Source organism: Streptomyces zinciresistens K42, from assembly GCF_000225525.1.
In the GTDB taxonomy this organism is placed as follows: domain Bacteria; phylum Actinomycetota; class Actinomycetes; order Streptomycetales; family Streptomycetaceae; genus Streptomyces; species Streptomyces zinciresistens.
Window position 1 is genome coordinate 1 of sequence record NZ_AGBF01000175.1, and the last position, 14351, is coordinate 14351.

13 protein-coding genes are annotated in these 14351 nt (G+C 71.9%); 5 read left to right on the top strand and 8 right to left on the bottom strand.

Going from position 1 to position 14351, the window contains the following annotated elements:
- Positions 1 to 109 precede the first annotated feature (109 nt).
- On the bottom strand, positions 110 to 1201 hold the full coding sequence (locus SZN_RS29605) for a mechanosensitive ion channel family protein (RefSeq protein ID WP_007502218.1): 1092 nt from the start codon (positions 1199 to 1201) through the stop codon (positions 110 to 112).
- Positions 1202 to 1518: 317 nt separating this feature from the next.
- Between SZN_RS29605 and SZN_RS29610 the strand changes: the two genes are divergently transcribed.
- Positions 1519 to 2055, top strand: a complete 537-nt coding sequence (locus SZN_RS29610) for an HNH endonuclease (protein ID WP_007502219.1) — start codon at positions 1519 to 1521, stop codon at positions 2053 to 2055.
- Positions 2056 to 2155: 100 nt separating this feature from the next.
- Here the strand turns inward: SZN_RS29610 and SZN_RS29615 are convergent, their stop codons facing one another.
- The 4 genes from SZN_RS29615 to SZN_RS29630 all read right to left on the bottom strand — a co-directional run bounded on the left by SZN_RS29615 (position 2156) and on the right by SZN_RS29630 (position 5244).
- Positions 2156 to 2899: an ATP-binding cassette domain-containing protein gene (locus tag SZN_RS29615; RefSeq protein WP_007502220.1), complete on the bottom strand. Its 744-nt coding sequence runs from the start codon at positions 2897 to 2899 to the stop codon at positions 2156 to 2158.
- Positions 2896 to 3492, bottom strand: coding sequence for a hypothetical protein (locus tag SZN_RS29620; protein WP_007502221.1), 597 nt, complete (start codon positions 3490 to 3492; stop codon positions 2896 to 2898). The genes SZN_RS29615 and SZN_RS29620 overlap by 4 nt, the downstream gene beginning before the upstream one ends.
- The gene (locus SZN_RS29625; protein WP_139063597.1) at positions 3471 to 4751 is read right to left on the bottom strand and encodes a hypothetical protein; all 1281 of its coding nucleotides are present in this window, start codon (positions 4749 to 4751) and stop codon (positions 3471 to 3473) included. The genes SZN_RS29620 and SZN_RS29625 overlap by 22 nt, the downstream gene beginning before the upstream one ends.
- Positions 4752 to 4824: 73 nt before the next feature.
- A complete protein-coding gene (locus SZN_RS29630; RefSeq protein ID WP_139063599.1) occupies positions 4825 to 5244 on the bottom strand; it encodes a hypothetical protein in 420 nt (139 codons plus the stop codon).
- A gap of 456 nt (positions 5245 to 5700) precedes the next feature.
- Between SZN_RS29630 and SZN_RS29635 the strand changes: the two genes are divergently transcribed.
- The 3 genes from SZN_RS29635 to SZN_RS29645 all read left to right on the top strand — a co-directional run bounded on the left by SZN_RS29635 (position 5701) and on the right by SZN_RS29645 (position 8475).
- Positions 5701 to 5961 carry a hypothetical protein gene (locus tag SZN_RS29635; RefSeq protein WP_007502224.1) on the top strand — a complete coding sequence of 87 codons (261 nt, stop codon included), beginning with the start codon at positions 5701 to 5703 and terminating at the stop codon, positions 5959 to 5961.
- Complete coding sequence (gene malQ / locus SZN_RS29640; RefSeq protein WP_007502226.1) at positions 5962 to 8121, top strand: 4-alpha-glucanotransferase; 2160 nt, start codon at positions 5962 to 5964, stop codon at positions 8119 to 8121.
- Positions 8122 to 8211: 90 nt separating this feature from the next.
- Positions 8212 to 8475 (top strand): hypothetical protein, encoded by a 264-nt coding sequence (locus SZN_RS29645; RefSeq protein ID WP_007502228.1) that lies wholly within the window; start codon positions 8212 to 8214, stop codon positions 8473 to 8475.
- A 238-nt stretch (positions 8476 to 8713) separates the two neighbouring features.
- Here the strand turns inward: SZN_RS29645 and SZN_RS29650 are convergent, their stop codons facing one another.
- From SZN_RS29650 to SZN_RS29660, 3 genes are all read right to left on the bottom strand, one after another.
- On the bottom strand, positions 8714 to 9220 hold the full coding sequence (locus tag SZN_RS29650; RefSeq protein WP_007502230.1) for a MarR family winged helix-turn-helix transcriptional regulator: 507 nt from the start codon (positions 9218 to 9220) through the stop codon (positions 8714 to 8716).
- A 185-nt stretch (positions 9221 to 9405) separates the two neighbouring features.
- The gene (gene pepN / locus SZN_RS29655) at positions 9406 to 11982 is read right to left on the bottom strand and encodes an aminopeptidase N (protein ID WP_007502232.1); all 2577 of its coding nucleotides are present in this window, start codon (positions 11980 to 11982) and stop codon (positions 9406 to 9408) included.
- A gap of 326 nt (positions 11983 to 12308) precedes the next feature.
- Positions 12309 to 13325 (bottom strand): aspartate-semialdehyde dehydrogenase, encoded by a 1017-nt coding sequence (locus tag SZN_RS29660; RefSeq protein WP_007502233.1) that lies wholly within the window; start codon positions 13323 to 13325, stop codon positions 12309 to 12311.
- A 346-nt stretch (positions 13326 to 13671) separates the two neighbouring features.
- On the opposite strand from SZN_RS29660, the gene SZN_RS29665 reads away from it, so the two are divergent.
- On the top strand, positions 13672 to 14214 hold the full coding sequence (locus SZN_RS29665) for a sigma-70 family RNA polymerase sigma factor (protein WP_007502234.1): 543 nt from the start codon (positions 13672 to 13674) through the stop codon (positions 14212 to 14214).
- Positions 14215 to 14351: the final 137 nt, after the last annotated feature.

The following is a 14351-nucleotide window of genomic DNA, read 5'->3' on the forward strand; positions in this document are numbered from 1 at the left end:
CGGTCGGGGGCGCGAGGGCGTGCCAGCCGTGCGCGCGCCCCGGCAGCCGTCTCGCGACGACCCGCGGACCACGGGGGAGGGCTCGTGACGGCCGCGGGGCCGGGGGCGGCTACTTCGTGATGTTCGGCGGTGTCAGGGGCGTGGCCGCCAACGACTGGGGGGAGGTGGCGCTGGCGTACGCCGAGGGGGCGGCCATGCCGGCCGTCGGGTCGCCGGCGACGTCCGCCTCGACCGCGTGCAGCGGGCGGCCGACGATACGGATGCCGGCCGCGTCGAAGGCCCGCTTGATGCGCCAGCGCAGCTCGCGCTCCACGGTGAGGGACTGGTTGGGCATGGTCTTGGCGGTGACCCCCACCACCATCGAGTCCAGCATCACGCTGTCCAGGCCGAGGATCTCGATCGGGCCCCAGAGGAGCTCGTTCCAGGGCTCCTCCTTGCTCATCTTCTCGGCGACCTCGCCGATGGTCCCCTTGACCTTGTCCAGGTCCTCGGAGGGGCTGACGGTGACGTCCACGGCGGCGGTCGACCAGCCCTGCGAGAGGTTGCCGATGCGCTTGACCTCGCCGTTGCGGACGTACCAGATCTCGCCGTTGTCGCCGCGCAGCTTGGTCACGCGCAGGCCGACCTCGATGACCTCGCCGGCGGCCACACCCGCGTCGATCGTGTCGCCGACGCCGTACTGGTCCTCCAGGATCATGAAGACGCCCGACAGGAAGTCGGTCACCAGGTTGCGGGCGCCGAAGCCGATCGCCACGCCCGCGACACCGGCGGACGCCAGCAGCGGGGCCAGGTTGATCTGGAAGGCGGACAGGACCATCAGCGCGGCCGTGCCCATGATCATGAAGCTGGCCACCGAGCGCAGCACCGAGCCGATCGCCTGCGAGCGCTGGCGGCGCCGCTCGATGTTGACGAGCAGCCCGCCGAGGGTCGAGCCGTCCGCGGACTGGGCGCTGCGGTTCATCCGGTCGATGAGCTTGGTGATCGCGCGCCGCACCACCACTCTCAGCACCGCCGCGATGGCCAGGATCAGCACGACCCTGAGACCTATCGCGAGCCAGGTCGACCAGTTCTGCTGGACCCAGCTGGCGGCCTGGGACGCGCTCTCCTGGGCGTCCTGGATCGAGGGGACGGCCGGGGCGGTCCCCGAGGGGGACGGCGACGGCGTGGGTCCGGCGGCCGGCAGGACGGCGGGCAAGGACACGGCAGGTACCTCCAGTGCAGCGGCCCGCCCCACCGGCAGGCGGTCAAGGTCACGAAGAGGTCACCGATGGGGCAGGCTCACCACACTATCGGGGCATCATGTGCGGATCGCCGCACTGTTCGAGGGAGGAACGGTGCCCACCTGGGGATGAACTGGTGGGACGAGCGGTTCACCGCCCGCGGCGGGAATCGGATGTGGTCGAAAACACTCCCAGCCCGTTACCGGGACATGGTGGCGCTTTCACCAGGCATGAGGAGAGACTGACTACAGATCGTCCCGGCGCGAGCCACGCGCCGCCGACGCACAAGGAGGCATCCGTGCCGCATGTCCTGGTCCTCAACGCGTCGTACGAGCCACTCGGCGTCGTACCGCTCCGCCGCGCGCTCGTCCTCGTCCTCGAGAACAAGGCCGTCTGCCTCGAGGAGTCCGGCGCCTACCTGCACAGCGCGACCGTCACAGTCCCCGCACCCAGCGTGGTCCGGCTCAAGCGATTCGTCCGGGTCCCCTATCGGGGGCCCGTTCCTCTGACCCGCCGGGCGCTCTTCGCGCGCGACGGGGGCCGGTGCATGTACTGCGGTGGCGTCGCAACCAGCGTCGACCACGTCATCCCGCGCAGCCGCGGGGGCAAGCACGTCTGGGACAACGTGGTGGCGTCCTGCCGCCGCTGCAACCACGTCAAGGCCGACCGGCACCTGTTCGAGATCGGCTGGCGCCTGCGCCACAAACCCGCTCCGCCCACCGGGCTGGCCTGGCGCATCATCGGCACGGGGCATCGGGACCCGCGCTGGCTGCCGTACTTGCAGCCGTTCGGCGCGGACGACGCCCTGGCCCGGATCGACGGCATATCGGCCTGACGGTCCGGGCTTTCGCGTGGACGGCGTGCGCGCCGATGCCTGCATGCAGGGCTCGGCGGGCCCTCCGGGGCCGCACGCCGCTCACCGGTCCGGCGAGGGATCAGGCGGCCACGCCCCGACTTCTCAGCAGTTCGGTGTACGCGGCCTCGGCGGCGCGCCCTTCCAGGGTCCCGGGAGGGGTGTGGCGCAGGAAGGTTCCCGTGTTGCCGTGATGGATGACGCCGCCTCCGTGCATGACCGTGACGTGATCGGCCTCCTCCGCGAGGTCGGCCACGTCGTGCGTGGAGAGAAGGACGCGTACGTCTTCGGTCAGTCCGCGGAGAATGTCCCGGAACACCCGGCGCTGGTACGGGTCCATGCCGGCGGTGGGCTCGTCCAGGAGCAGGATGCGCGCGCCGTGCACGAGCGCACCCGCCACACCCACACGGCGCAGCTGACCGCCGGAGAGGCGGTTGGTGCGGGAGTCCACCTGGTCGGCGAGGTTCACGCGCACCAGAGCCTTGCGGGCCTGCTTCCAGGCGTCTGTGCGGTTCATGCCCTTGAGCCAGCCGATGTAGGCGACGTATTCGCGGGCTGTGAGAGTCGGCATGGGAGTGATGTCCTGAGGCATCCACGCCACCGCTCGCCGGTAGGGAGCCGTACCTGCCGGCGAGCCATCGAGCGTCACCCGTCCCCGCTGGGGTCGGGTGACCGAGGCCCCGAGCTTCAGCAGGGTGGACTTGCCGGCGCCGTTGGGCCCCAGGAGGATGGTGAGTCCCTCCGGCAGGGTGTACGAGAAGTCACGCAGGACCGGTGGCTTCCAGCGCCGGTACCCGTATGTGCAGTTGGTGAGTTCGAGCGTCACGCTGATCTCCTCGAAGAGCGGGTGTGGGAGACGAGGCCGATGGCGAAGACGATCAGCGAGGCGGCTGCGGCGAATACGTGGTCCGCGGGGAGCGCGATGACCGTCCAGGCGTAGGGCAGGTTCCCGCGGAAGCCGACGACCGCGATCGTGACCAGCCAGCCCACCGGGACCATCACTGCCGCCTGTCCGACCCAGGCTCGTCCTATGAGCATCAGGCCGGTCAGGAACAGGGCGTTGCGGCCCCCGGTGGTGGCTGCCGCCGTCCCTTGCACGGCGGCCACCAGTACGCCGCACAGGACCGCGGCGGCCATTACCGCGGTGATGAGGCTGTTGTCCAACCGTGCCAGTGACCGCACCCCGGAACTCTCGGCTGCGGGCAGACGAGACTCCAGTGCGGCCATCAGGAAGGCCAGCAGGGGAACAGGCACGAACAACGAGAGGGCGACGCGGGGGCTGCCGACGATGGACGGCAACAGGACCGTGGTGTCCTGGACCGCGTACAGAGCGCCGAGGAAGACGGCCAGAGCCAGAGGCAGCAGCGTGTGACCCTTGCGGGCCTTGAACCACCACCTCACCGCGCCGACGCCTTGCACGTGCGGAGCGTCTGGTCGATCCACCTGGTCTGGGCGGTCTTCGGCTGGGCCAGGACTCGTTCGACGTCGGCCCGCACCTGCTTCTCCACCTGCCGGGCCACGGGGTCCACGCCCTCTTGCTCCCGTCGCATGCGATAGGCCCCCTCCTGACCAGTCCTGACCGCGGCCCACAGCCAGGCTGCGCGGGCGGTGCGCACGTCAACCTGCTTGCACTGGAACTTCAGACTCTTCACCACGACCTGGTACACGGCGTCGCCTCTCTGCACGGGGCGCGTGAGGATCATCCGCCAGACTTCATCCGTGGACGGCCGCTGGAAGCGGCCGTCCACGTAACCGTCGGTGATCATGCCGGGACGGGCTCGTGTGGCGCCGGCGTCGCGCAGTACCGTCAACGCCTTGGCGGTGTCGCGCTGGACCTTGGGCAGGTAGCGGGCGTTGAAGTCCGGCACGCACATGCGCGGTGCACTGCCGGTGCACACCATGGCGACGTTCCCCGTCGACAGCGGGGGTGCGGCGGACCAGTCCGCCGCGACGCGGTAAGCGCCGAGCGCGCCGCTCACGCCCACGGTGCACGCCAGCGCGACACGTAGCGCTACCCATCCTCGAGGAAGCCAGAGGGCCATGAGCCCGAGGGCGATGCCGCCGGCCAGCATCACGGGCACCGCGACGGTGATCAGGTCGGGGACCTCCCCGAATCCGTAAGTGCCGAACTGTCCGGAGACATGGCGGGGCCAGTAGGGCTGAACCGCCCGGGTGAAGGCGACAGTGATCCAGACGGTCACAGCCAGGATCGGTGTCGCGATGACCCGCGGAAGTCGGCAACCGACTGCGAAGCCGAGGACCGCGTGGGCGACGGAGATCAACATCGCGGCGGCCGGCAGTCGCAAGCTGTCAAGGGTGGGAAAGGTGCCTGACCGCACGAGCGAGATCGCCGGCGGGAGGATCAGCACGAGCCATGACAGAAGAACGACGGGAATGAGCACGTTGGCTGCAATCCGGTAGCGCGAGCGGGCGGGGGCCAGGGCCCAGACCCGCGCGTTCTTAAGTCCTCCGCTTTCCCAGCACGCGAGAGCGGCCGCTACGGCGTAAGCGAGTGCGTACAGCGTCATCAATGGTTCTGCGACTATAGTCGGTGCATAATTGTAATAGCTGGAAAGAGGGGCCTTTTCTCCCGCCATGTAATAAAGAGCTGTCATCAGCAGGACGATGGGTGAGGCCCACCGTGCGCTGCCGCTGCGGAAAGCGGTACTGAATTTCATGAGATGTCACCGAGCCACTCTCGCCCGAAGAGAAGAGGGGTGCCCTGCCGGGGCACCCCTCTGGATTGAATCGTCAGTCGGCCTTCGTGGTGTCCACGGAGACCGAGCGGACGCTCAGTTGCGGGCCGAACGTGGACCCCCCGATCTTCGTGATCTTGAAGTAGTAGTCCCTCATCCCCGACGGCAGGTCGGTCCACTCGCCGTTGCCGGTGCCTCCGCCGAAGCATGCGGTGAACGTCTTGTTGTCGTAGGACTCGTCCGGCTGGAGCGGGATGTCGTTCCAGACCTGCACGTCAGTGCTCTTCGACCCGTCCGTCGCGCAGCCGGTGAAGAGGATCTGCGAGTACGGCTCGTCCTGCCAGCGTCGGGACTCGAAGCCGACGCTGGCGGCACTTGTGGAACTGTTCCAGCTGGCCTCGGCTATCGGTGCCAGCGCCAGGGTGATGACTGCGGTCGTGCCTGCAATCATGGAAATGCGTGCAAGACGCTTCATCTTTCCTGTTCCCTTCCCCTGTGAAGGCGGGACAGGATCAGATGAAGAAAAGATCCCCCCGTGTTCCCCCATCCCTCGTGTGGCTCATGCTAGTTAGCCAAGCGGGAATTTATCAGCAGGGTTTGTGCGGGGTCAACTTTTTGTTGGCCGTACGGTCGCGACTCCGTCACCGCGTTTTCACGATTGACTTGTTTTGGCTCACGAAAAGCCGCAAGTTGTGGCTAAAGGGGCAGGGCATTCTTCGTCATTGAGGGCAGATCGCACGGACCCGGGGACGTGCCCGTGCCTTCCTGTCGTCGACGTCGCGCCCTGGAGGCGGGAGTCCACTCTCCGGACCCGCCTGCTGGAAGGAGACCTTGTGACGAGGGACACCTCGCCGTTCTCGCCGCGTCTGTTCCAGCCGCTTCTGGGTAGGGCTGCCATGACCCGCCCCCGTACCCGACCGAGGAGGATCCCATGGCCACCGCGTCGGCCCCGTCCAAACCCGAGGCGCCCTTCGAGTTCGAGATGCACGACTGTGTCTTCACCGCCGAGGGCGCCTGCACGGAGGCCCCGCTCACCAGTGAGCCGCCGCTGCCCGACACCGAGCCGCTCACCAGCGAGCCGCCGCTCGCCGACGCGGCGCCGCTGACGAGCGAGACGGCCGTCTGGGACATGGGCGCGGATACGGGTATGGACACCGGTATGGACTTGGACATCAGCGTCATGAGGCCGTAGATGACACGACCGCGGTCGGCCGACGACCCCGCCGAAGGCTCCGGCACCTCCGAGGACCCGCCTCCCGGCGCCCCGCCTCCCGGCGCCCCGCCTCCCGAGGACCCGCCTCCCGAGGACCTGCGCCGGCTCGCCGAGCTCTACGGCGTCGTCCCCTCCTACCAGCCGTCCGCCGACCGCACCGTCGCGGCCTCGGTCACCGCCCTCACCCTCGTCCTGGCCGCGCTCGGCGTCGACGCGCGCACGCCCGCCGCCGTCGCCGCCGCCCTCGCCGCCCGGGAACACGAACTCGGCGCCCGGCTGCTGCCGCCGACCGTGGTGTGCTGGAGCGGCGGCGGGCCCGACGCGACGGCCGTGCTGCCCCCCGGCACCCGGCTGCGCGTCGAGACCGAGCAGGGCGAGACACGCACCGGCACCGCCGGACTCCCGCCCGGCGTCCACCGGCTGACCGCGACCGCCCCCGACGGGCGCAGCGCCACCAGCCATCTCGTCGTGGCCCCGCCCGCGCTGCCCGCGCCGGGCGAGCGCTCCTTCGGACTGCTCGTCCAGCTCTACTCCCTGCTGTCCCGGCGCTCCTGGGGCATGGGGGACCTCGGCGACCTCACCGAACTCGCCACGTGGGCGGGCCGCGCCCTCGGCGCCGGGTTCGTCCAGGTCAACCCGCTGCACGCGGCCGTACCCGGCACCCCGACCGACCCCTCCCCCTACCGGCCCTCCTCCCGCCGCTTCCCCGACCCGGTCCACCTGCGGATCGAGGACGTCCCCGAGTACGCCCACGTGGAGGACCGCGAGCGGCTGGGCGCGCTCCTCGCGCAGGCCGCCCGGCTGCGCGAAGCGGTCCTGGAGGAAGGGGCGTTGATCGACCGGGACGCGGTGTGGGAGGCCAAGCGCGCCGCCCTGGAACTGGTGCGCGAGGTGCCGCTCGGGCCCGGCCGGCAGGCCGCGTACGCCGACTTCCTCGCCCGGGAGGGCGAGGCGCTGGAGGACCACGCCACCTGGTGCGCCCTGGCCGAGGCGCACGGCCCCGACTGGCGGCGGTGGCCCGCCGGGCTGCGCGACCCCCGGTCGCCCGAGACGGCCCGCGCGCGGCGCGAGCTGATGGACCGCGTCGACTTCCACTGCCGGCTCGCCTGGCTCACCGACACCCAGCTGACGGCCGCCCAGCGGGCCGCGCGGGAGTCCGGGATGCCGATCGGGATCGTGCACGACCTCGCCGTGGGGGTGCACCCCGACGGCGCCGACGCCTGGGCCCAGCAGGAGCACTTCGCCGCCGGGATGTCGGTCGGCGCACCCCCGGACGCCTTCAACGCGCGCGGGCAGGACTGGGGCCTGCCGCCCTGGCGCCCCGACCGGCTGGCCGAGTCCGGCTACGCGCCGTACCGCCGCCTGCTGCGGGCGCTCTTCCGGTTCGCGGGCGCCCTGCGCATCGACCACGTCATGGGGCTGTTCCGGCTGTGGTGGGTGCCGCGCGGCCACGCGCCGACACAGGGCGCCTACGTCCGCTACGACGCCGAGGCCATGCTCGCCGTCCTGGTGCTGGAGGCTTCCCGGGCCGGTGCCCTGGTCATCGGCGAGGACCTCGGCACGGTGGAGCCCGGCGTGCGGGAGCGGCTGCGCTCGCACGGCGTGCTCGGCACCTCGGTGCTGTGGTTCGAGCGGGACTGGGACGGCGACGGCCGCCCGCTGCCGCCGGAGTCCTGGCGCGCCGGCTGCCTCGCCACCGCCACCACCCACGACCTGCCCTCCACCGCCGCCCGTCTCACCGGTGAGCACGTCGAACTGCGCCACGGCCTCGGCCTGTTGACCCGCCCGCTGGAGCAGGAGCGCGCGGAGGCCGCCGCCGACACCGGCGAGTGGCTGGAGCTGCTGTCCCGGCTGGGGCTGACGCGGGGCTCCCACGGCGGGCACGGCGCCGGCGAGGAGGAGGCGGAGATCCAGGCCGTCCACCGGTTCCTGCTGCGCACCCCGGCGCGCATGGTGGGGGTGTGGCTCCCGGACGGCGTCGGCGACCGCCGCCCGCAGAACCTGCCCGGGACCTGGGACCAGTACCCGAACTGGCGGCTGCCCGTCGCGGACGCCCGGGGCAGGCCGGTGACCCTGGAGGAACTGGCGCGCTCCCCCCGGATGCGGGCCCTCATGGAGGTGCTGAGGGCGCGGGAGTAGGCGCCCGGGAAGCGGTCGCGGCGCCCCCGGTGTGCCTCTTACGGCACCCCGGGCGCGCGCCGCCTCCCGCGGTTCGATATTTTTGGCCCCGTGGACATGAAGAACGCCCTGCGCGCCGGCGCCCTGGCCTCCGGTACGACGCTGATGATGCTGCTGATGTCGTCACCTGCGCTCGCGGTCACGCGCGACGACGGCGACGACCCCGGTCAGGGCCTGAGCGTCATGGAGACGCTGGCCCAGTTCGTGATCGCCCCGATCGTGATCTTCGCCGTCATCGCGGGTCTCGTGATGGTCTTCGACCGCTCCACGGACCGGCAGCCCAAGCCGAAGGCCAAGGCCAAGGCGAAGGTCTGACGGACCGGAGGTCCGCCCCGGGCCCGCCCCGCCCGTTCCCGGCCGCCCCACAGGGCGCCGCCCTCGCCGTCCGTACGCGCTGACGCCCACGGACCGCGAGGGCGGCGCCCTGCGCGCGTGCGGCCCGGCTTCCCGCGGCCCGCCTCCGGCCTTCGCGGGCGCACGGGCGGGCTGCTCCCGGGAGGAGCGTCGCCGGTACGACGCGTCCGGCCGTTCGCGGGCGCACGGGCGGGCCCGGTCAGCCGGGCGTCCCGGACGTCAACGCGCGCAGCAGGTCCGCCAGTCGGCCGGCCTCCTCGTCGTCCAGGGCGGACAGGGCCTGCGCCTGGGTGGCCAGACCGGCGTCGATCGCCCGGTCCACCAGGGCCAGGCCCTCCCCGGTCAGGCTGACCTCAAGGCTTCGGCGGTCGTGCGGGTCCGGCGAGCGGCGCAGCAGACCGGCGCGCTCCAGCTTGTCCAGCCGGCCGGTCATACCGCCGGTGGTGAGCATGAGCGTCGCCGAGAGCCGGCGCGGGGAGAGCGTGTACGGTTCGCCCGCCCGGCGCAGGGTCGCCAGCACGTCGAACTCGCCGCGCGAGATGCCGAAGGGCGCGAACGCCTCCTCCATCCGGTCGCCCACCGTGCGGGCCAGCCGGAAGATCCGCCCGAAGACCTCCAGCGCCCGGGTGTCGAGGTCGGGCCGTACCGCCGCCCAGTCGTCGAGGGCTGCGTCGACCGGGTCCGGGCGCCGCGGGGGTTCGCTCATGGCGCGAGTATCTGGGGCCGCACGCCCGCCCGCAAGGAAGTGCCGCGGCACAGGTGCCGAGCGCCCTGCGGGAGGCCGCCGGCGAGGCCGGCCGGGCCTGACGGACGGTGCGGGAGGCTCCCGGAGACGGCGCGGGCGCCCGGGGGACCCCCGGGCGCCCGCGCCCCGCGTCCGGTACGGCGGGTCTACTCCGCCGCGGCGGCGTCCGCCTCCTGGGCCCGCAGCGCGCGCTCCACGCCCGCGCGGGACTCGGAGATCAGCCGGCGCAGTGACGCGTTCGGCCGGGCCGACTCCAGCCAGGCGTCCGTGGTGCGCAGGGTCTCCTCCGAGATCTGCAGCACCGGGTACAGGCCGACCGCGATCTGCTGGGCGATCTCGTGCGAGCGGCTGTCCCAGACGTCCTTGACCACCTCGAAGAACGGGTCCGTGTACGCGGCGAGCAGCTCCCGCTGGTCGGTCTGCACGAAGCCCGCGATCACCGCCTCCTGCACGGCGTTCGGGAGCTTGTCGGACTCGATGACCGACGCCCACGCCTCGGCCTTGGCCTCCGCCGTCGGACGGCCGGCGCGGGCCGTGGCGGCGTGCCGCTCACCGGCGGCCGTACGGTCGCGCTCGTACTCGCTCGCGATCTCCTGCTCGTCGAAGCGGCCGACCGCCGCGAGCCGCTGCACGAACGCCCAGCGCAGCTCGGTGTCGACGGCCAGGCCCTCGACCGACTGCGAGCCGTCCAGCAGGGCCTCCAGCACGTCCAGCTGCTCCGGTGTACGGGCCGTCGCCGCGAACGCCCGCGCCCACGCCAGCTGGTGGTCGCTGCCCGGCTCCGACGCGCGCAGGTGCGCGAGCGTGGCGTCCGTCCAGCGGGTCAGCAGCGCCTCGCGGGCGGCGGGCGCGGCGTACAGCTCGATCGCCAGCTTCACCTGCCGGTGGAGCGACTGCACGACACCGATGTCGGACTCCTTGCCGATGCCCGACAGCACCAGCGAGAGGTAGTCGCGGGTGGCGAGTTCCGCGTCGCGGGTCATGTCCCAGGACGACGCCCAGCACAGGGCGCGGGGCAGCGAGGACTCGAAGTCGCCGAGGTGCTCGGTGACGAAGGCGAGCGACGCCTCGTCCAGCCGCACCTTGGCGTAGGACAGGTCGTCGTCGTTGAGCAGGATCACGTCCGGGCGGGTCCGGCCCGCGAGCTCGGGCACGGCCGTCAGGTCACCGTCGACGTCGAGCTCGACGCGCTCGACGCGCACCAGCTTGCCCGAGGCCGCGTCCCGGTTGTAGAGGCCCACCGCGATGCGGTGCGGGCGCAGCACCGGCTCGCCCTGCGCGCCCGCCGGAAGCGCCGGGGCCTCCTGGCGGATCGCGAACGACGTGATCACGCCGTCGGCGTCCGTCGTGATCTCGGGCCGCAGCACGTTGATGCCGGCCGTCTCCAGCCACTGCTTCGACCACGCCTTCAGATCGCGGCCCGAGGTCTCCTCCAGCGCGCCGAGCAGATCGGACAGGCGCGTGTTGCCGAACGCGTGCCGCTTGAAGTACGTCTGCACGCCCCGGAAGAACTCGTCCTGGCCGACGTAGGCCACGAGCTGCTTGAGGACGGAGGCGCCCTTGGCGTAGGTGATGCCGTCGAAGTTGACGAGGACGTCGTCCAGGTCGCGGATCTCCGCCATGATCGGGTGCGTGGACGGCAGTTGGTCCTGCCGGTAGGCCCACGTCTTCATCTGGTTCGCGAACGTCGTCCACGCGTGCGGCCAGCGCGTCCCCGGGGCGTGCGCCTGGCAGGCGATGGAGGTGTACGTGGCGAACGACTCGTTCAGCCACAGGTCGTTCCACCACTCCATGGTGACCAGGTCGCCGAACCACATGTGCGCCAGCTCGTGCAGGATGGTCTCGGCGCGGCCCAGGTACGCCGCGTCCGTCACCTTCGAGCGGAAGACGTACTGGTCGCGGATGGTCACCGCGCCCGCGTTCTCCATCGCGCCTGCGTTGAACTCCGGCACGAACAGCTGGTCGTACTTCTCGAACGGGTAGGCGTAGTCGAACTTCTCCTGGAACCAGTCGAAGCCCTGCCGGGTCACCTCGAAGATCGCGTCCGAGTCCAGGAACTCCGCCAGCGACGGACGGCAGTAGATGCCCAGCGGCACGGACTGGCCGTCCTTCTCGTACACGCTGTGCACGGAGTGGTACGGGCCCGCGATGAGCGCGGTGATGTACGTCGAGATGCGCGGCGTCGGCGCGAAGGACCAGACGTTGTCCTGGGGCTCCGGCGTGGGGGAGTTGGAGACGACCGTCCAGCCCTCGGGCGCCTTCACGGTGAACCGGAAGGTGGCCTTCAGGTCGGGCTGCTCGAACGACGCGAACACGCGCCGCGCGTCGGGCACCTCGAACTGCGTGTACAGGTACGCCTGCTGGTCGACCGGGTCGACGAAGCGGTGCAGGCCCTCGCCGGTGTTGGTGTAGGCGCAGTCGGCCACCACCCGCAGGACGTTGGGGCCCTGGAGCAGCCCGGTCAGGGCGATCCGGGAGTCCTTGAAGGCGGCGCCCGCGTCGAGCTGGTCGCCGTTCAGGGTCACCTCGTGGACGGTCGGTGCCACGAGGTCGATGAAGGAGTCGGCGCCGTTCTCCGCGACGTCGAAGCGCACCGTCGTCACGGACCGGTACGTACCGCCGTCCTGCGCGCCGGAGAGGTCCAGATCGATCTCGTACGAGTCAACGGTGAGCAGCTTCGCCCGCTGCCGCGCCTCTTCGCGAGTCAGGTTTGTGCCAGGCACGCGGTCATCTCCTCGATATGTGTCGGTTGCGCCATCCTTCCACGGGACCTGACCGGAACGCGATGTCCGTTTACCGCCGGTGGGCGGCGCACGCGCGCGTGCGCCCGGCGCCCTGACGGACCGCCGAGCGCACGCCGTCGGACCGGCGGCCGGAAGGACCTGCGCAGTGCAGACGGTGCCGGGCGCCGATCGGTTCCCTCCCCGCCGATCCCGCCACATGGTTCCCGCCGGCACCACCGCCGTCGAGGAGGAGGAGGCGGCGGGCGCGGCACGCGTGAGGGGCGCCGCCCTGCCCGGCGGCGCCCCTCAGCGGTGTCCTCGGGCCGTCAGCCCTTCAGCTCGGCGGCCACCAGCTCCGCGATCTGCACCGCGTTCAGCGCGGCGCCCTTGCGGAGGTTGTCGTTGGACAGGAACAGCGCGAGACCGTGCTCGACCGTCTCGTCGGCGCGGATGCGGCCGACGTACGACGGGTCCTGGCCGGCCGCCTGGAGCGGGTTCGGGACGTCGGAGAGGGCCACGCCGGGGGCGCCGGCCAGCAGCTCCTTGGCGCGCTCCGCGCTGATCGGGCGCGCGAAGCGGGCGTTGACCTGGAGCGAGTGGCCCGAGAAGACGGGCACGCGCACACAGGTGCCCGAGACCTTCAGACCGGGGATCTCCAGGATCTTGCGGGACTCGTGGCGGAGCTTCTGCTCCTCGTCGGTCTCGTTCAGGCCGTCGTCCACGAGCGAGCCGGCCATCGGCAGGACGTTGTACGCGATCGGCGCGACGTACGTGTGCGGGGCGGGGAACGGGGCCGCCGAGCCGTCGTGCGTCAGCTTCGGCGCGTCGTCCCCGACCTTCTTCACCTGCTCGAACAGCTCGTCCACACCGGCCAGGCCGGAGCCGGAGACGGCCTGGTAGGTGGCGACCACGAGCGCTTCGAGGCCGGCCTCGGCGTGCAGCGGCTTCAGCACCGGCATCGCGGCCATCGTCGTGCAGTTGGGGTTGGCGACGATGCCCTTGGGGCGGTCGGCGATCGCGTGCGGGTTCACCTCGGAGACGACCAGCGGGACCTCGGGGTCGCGGCGCCAGGCGGAGGAGTTGTCGATCACCACGGCGCCCTGCGCGGCGACCTTCGGCGCCAGCTCCCGGGAGGTCGAACCGCCCGCCGAGAACAGCACGATGTCCAGGCCGGAGTAGTCGGCCGCCGAGGCGTCCTCCACCGTGACGCCGTCCAGGACCGAGCCCGCCGAGCGCGCGGAGGCGAACAGCCGCAGCTCCGTGACCGGGAAGGCGCGCTCGGTGAGGATCCTGCGCATGACCGTGCCGACCTGACCGGTGGCTCCGACGATTCCGACCCTCACGGCGACTCCTTCTGTGTGGCTTGTCTGTGTCTGCGGCATGGCCGAGGTCTTTCCATCATGCGGTCAGCCTCGGGCCGCCTGTCCAATTGTTTGACCGCGATGCCCGAACCCTGGGACGCCGCCCGGACCCGCGCGGCTCCGGATCTGCCGCCCGTACCCGGGACGGGCTGGAGAAACCGGCCCCGCGCGGGCCCCGCGCCGCAAGCTCGCCTGCCCCACCGCCCCCCGGCCACGCGAAGGTGTGACGTACGCCTCCGTCCCGGTCCGCGAGATCGGGGGACCCCCGGCCGAACCTTTCGGCCCGCCCCGGCGTCACAGTCACGACACGGCGAGGGGAGGGGTGGCTGTGCTGCGCAGAACGGCCCGCCGCGGCCAGGTGGGCGGCGCCGTCCGGGGTGTCGCGGACGATCCGCTGGACGCGGCCCAGGAACGCCGGGTGCGGGCGGTGCTCGCCCTGGGCGGGGTGCCGCAGGCGGACCTGCCGGACGGGGTGCAGCAGGTCCGCCTGAGGCTGCTGGAGCGGGCCGCGGACGGCCACGAGCCGCCGCGGGACGTGTCGGCGTGGGCGGCGGTCGTCGCGTCCCGGCTGGCCATGGACTGGCACCGGGCCAAGAAGCGCCAGGAGCGGATCGGCGCGCGCCTCGCCTCGCTGCGCCAGCAGGCGCACCCCTCGGGGGAGGAGACCAGCGTGCTCTCCCTCGCCGTGGCCCAGGGCCTGGACGAGCTGCCCGCCACCCAGCGCCAGGTCCTGGTGCTGCGCTTCTACGCCGATCTCTCCGTGCGCGGGATCGCCGACGAACTCGGCATCCCCGAGGGCACGGTCAAGAGCAGGCTGCACGCGGCGGTCCGCGCCCTGCGCTCCCGCCTGCACGAGGACGAGGTGGTGTGACATGGGCGCCGAACACGGCGGGACCGACCCGCTGATGGCCGCGATCACGGGCGAGCCGCTGTCGCCGGAGGACCGCGCGGACGCCGCCTTCACGGCCGAGCACCGGGCCGCCGCCGCCGATGTGGCCGTCCTGCGCG

Excerpts from the sequence above, each read along its gene's own strand:
- SZN_RS29625 (WP_139063597.1), bottom strand. The coding sequence starts at position 4,751 with ATGAAATTCAGTACCGCTTTCCGCAGCGGCAGCGCACGGTGGGCCTCA.
- SZN_RS29630 (WP_139063599.1), bottom strand. The coding sequence starts at position 5,244 with ATGAAGCGTCTTGCACGCATTTCCATGATTGCAGGCACGACCGCAGTC.
- SZN_RS29635 (WP_007502224.1), top strand. The coding sequence starts at position 5,701 with ATGGCCACCGCGTCGGCCCCGTCCAAACCCGAGGCGCCCTTCGAGTTC.
- malQ (WP_007502226.1), top strand. The coding sequence starts at position 5,962 with ATGACACGACCGCGGTCGGCCGACGACCCCGCCGAAGGCTCCGGCACC.
- SZN_RS29650 (WP_007502230.1), bottom strand. The coding sequence starts at position 9,220 with ATGAGCGAACCCCCGCGGCGCCCGGACCCGGTCGACGCAGCCCTCGAC.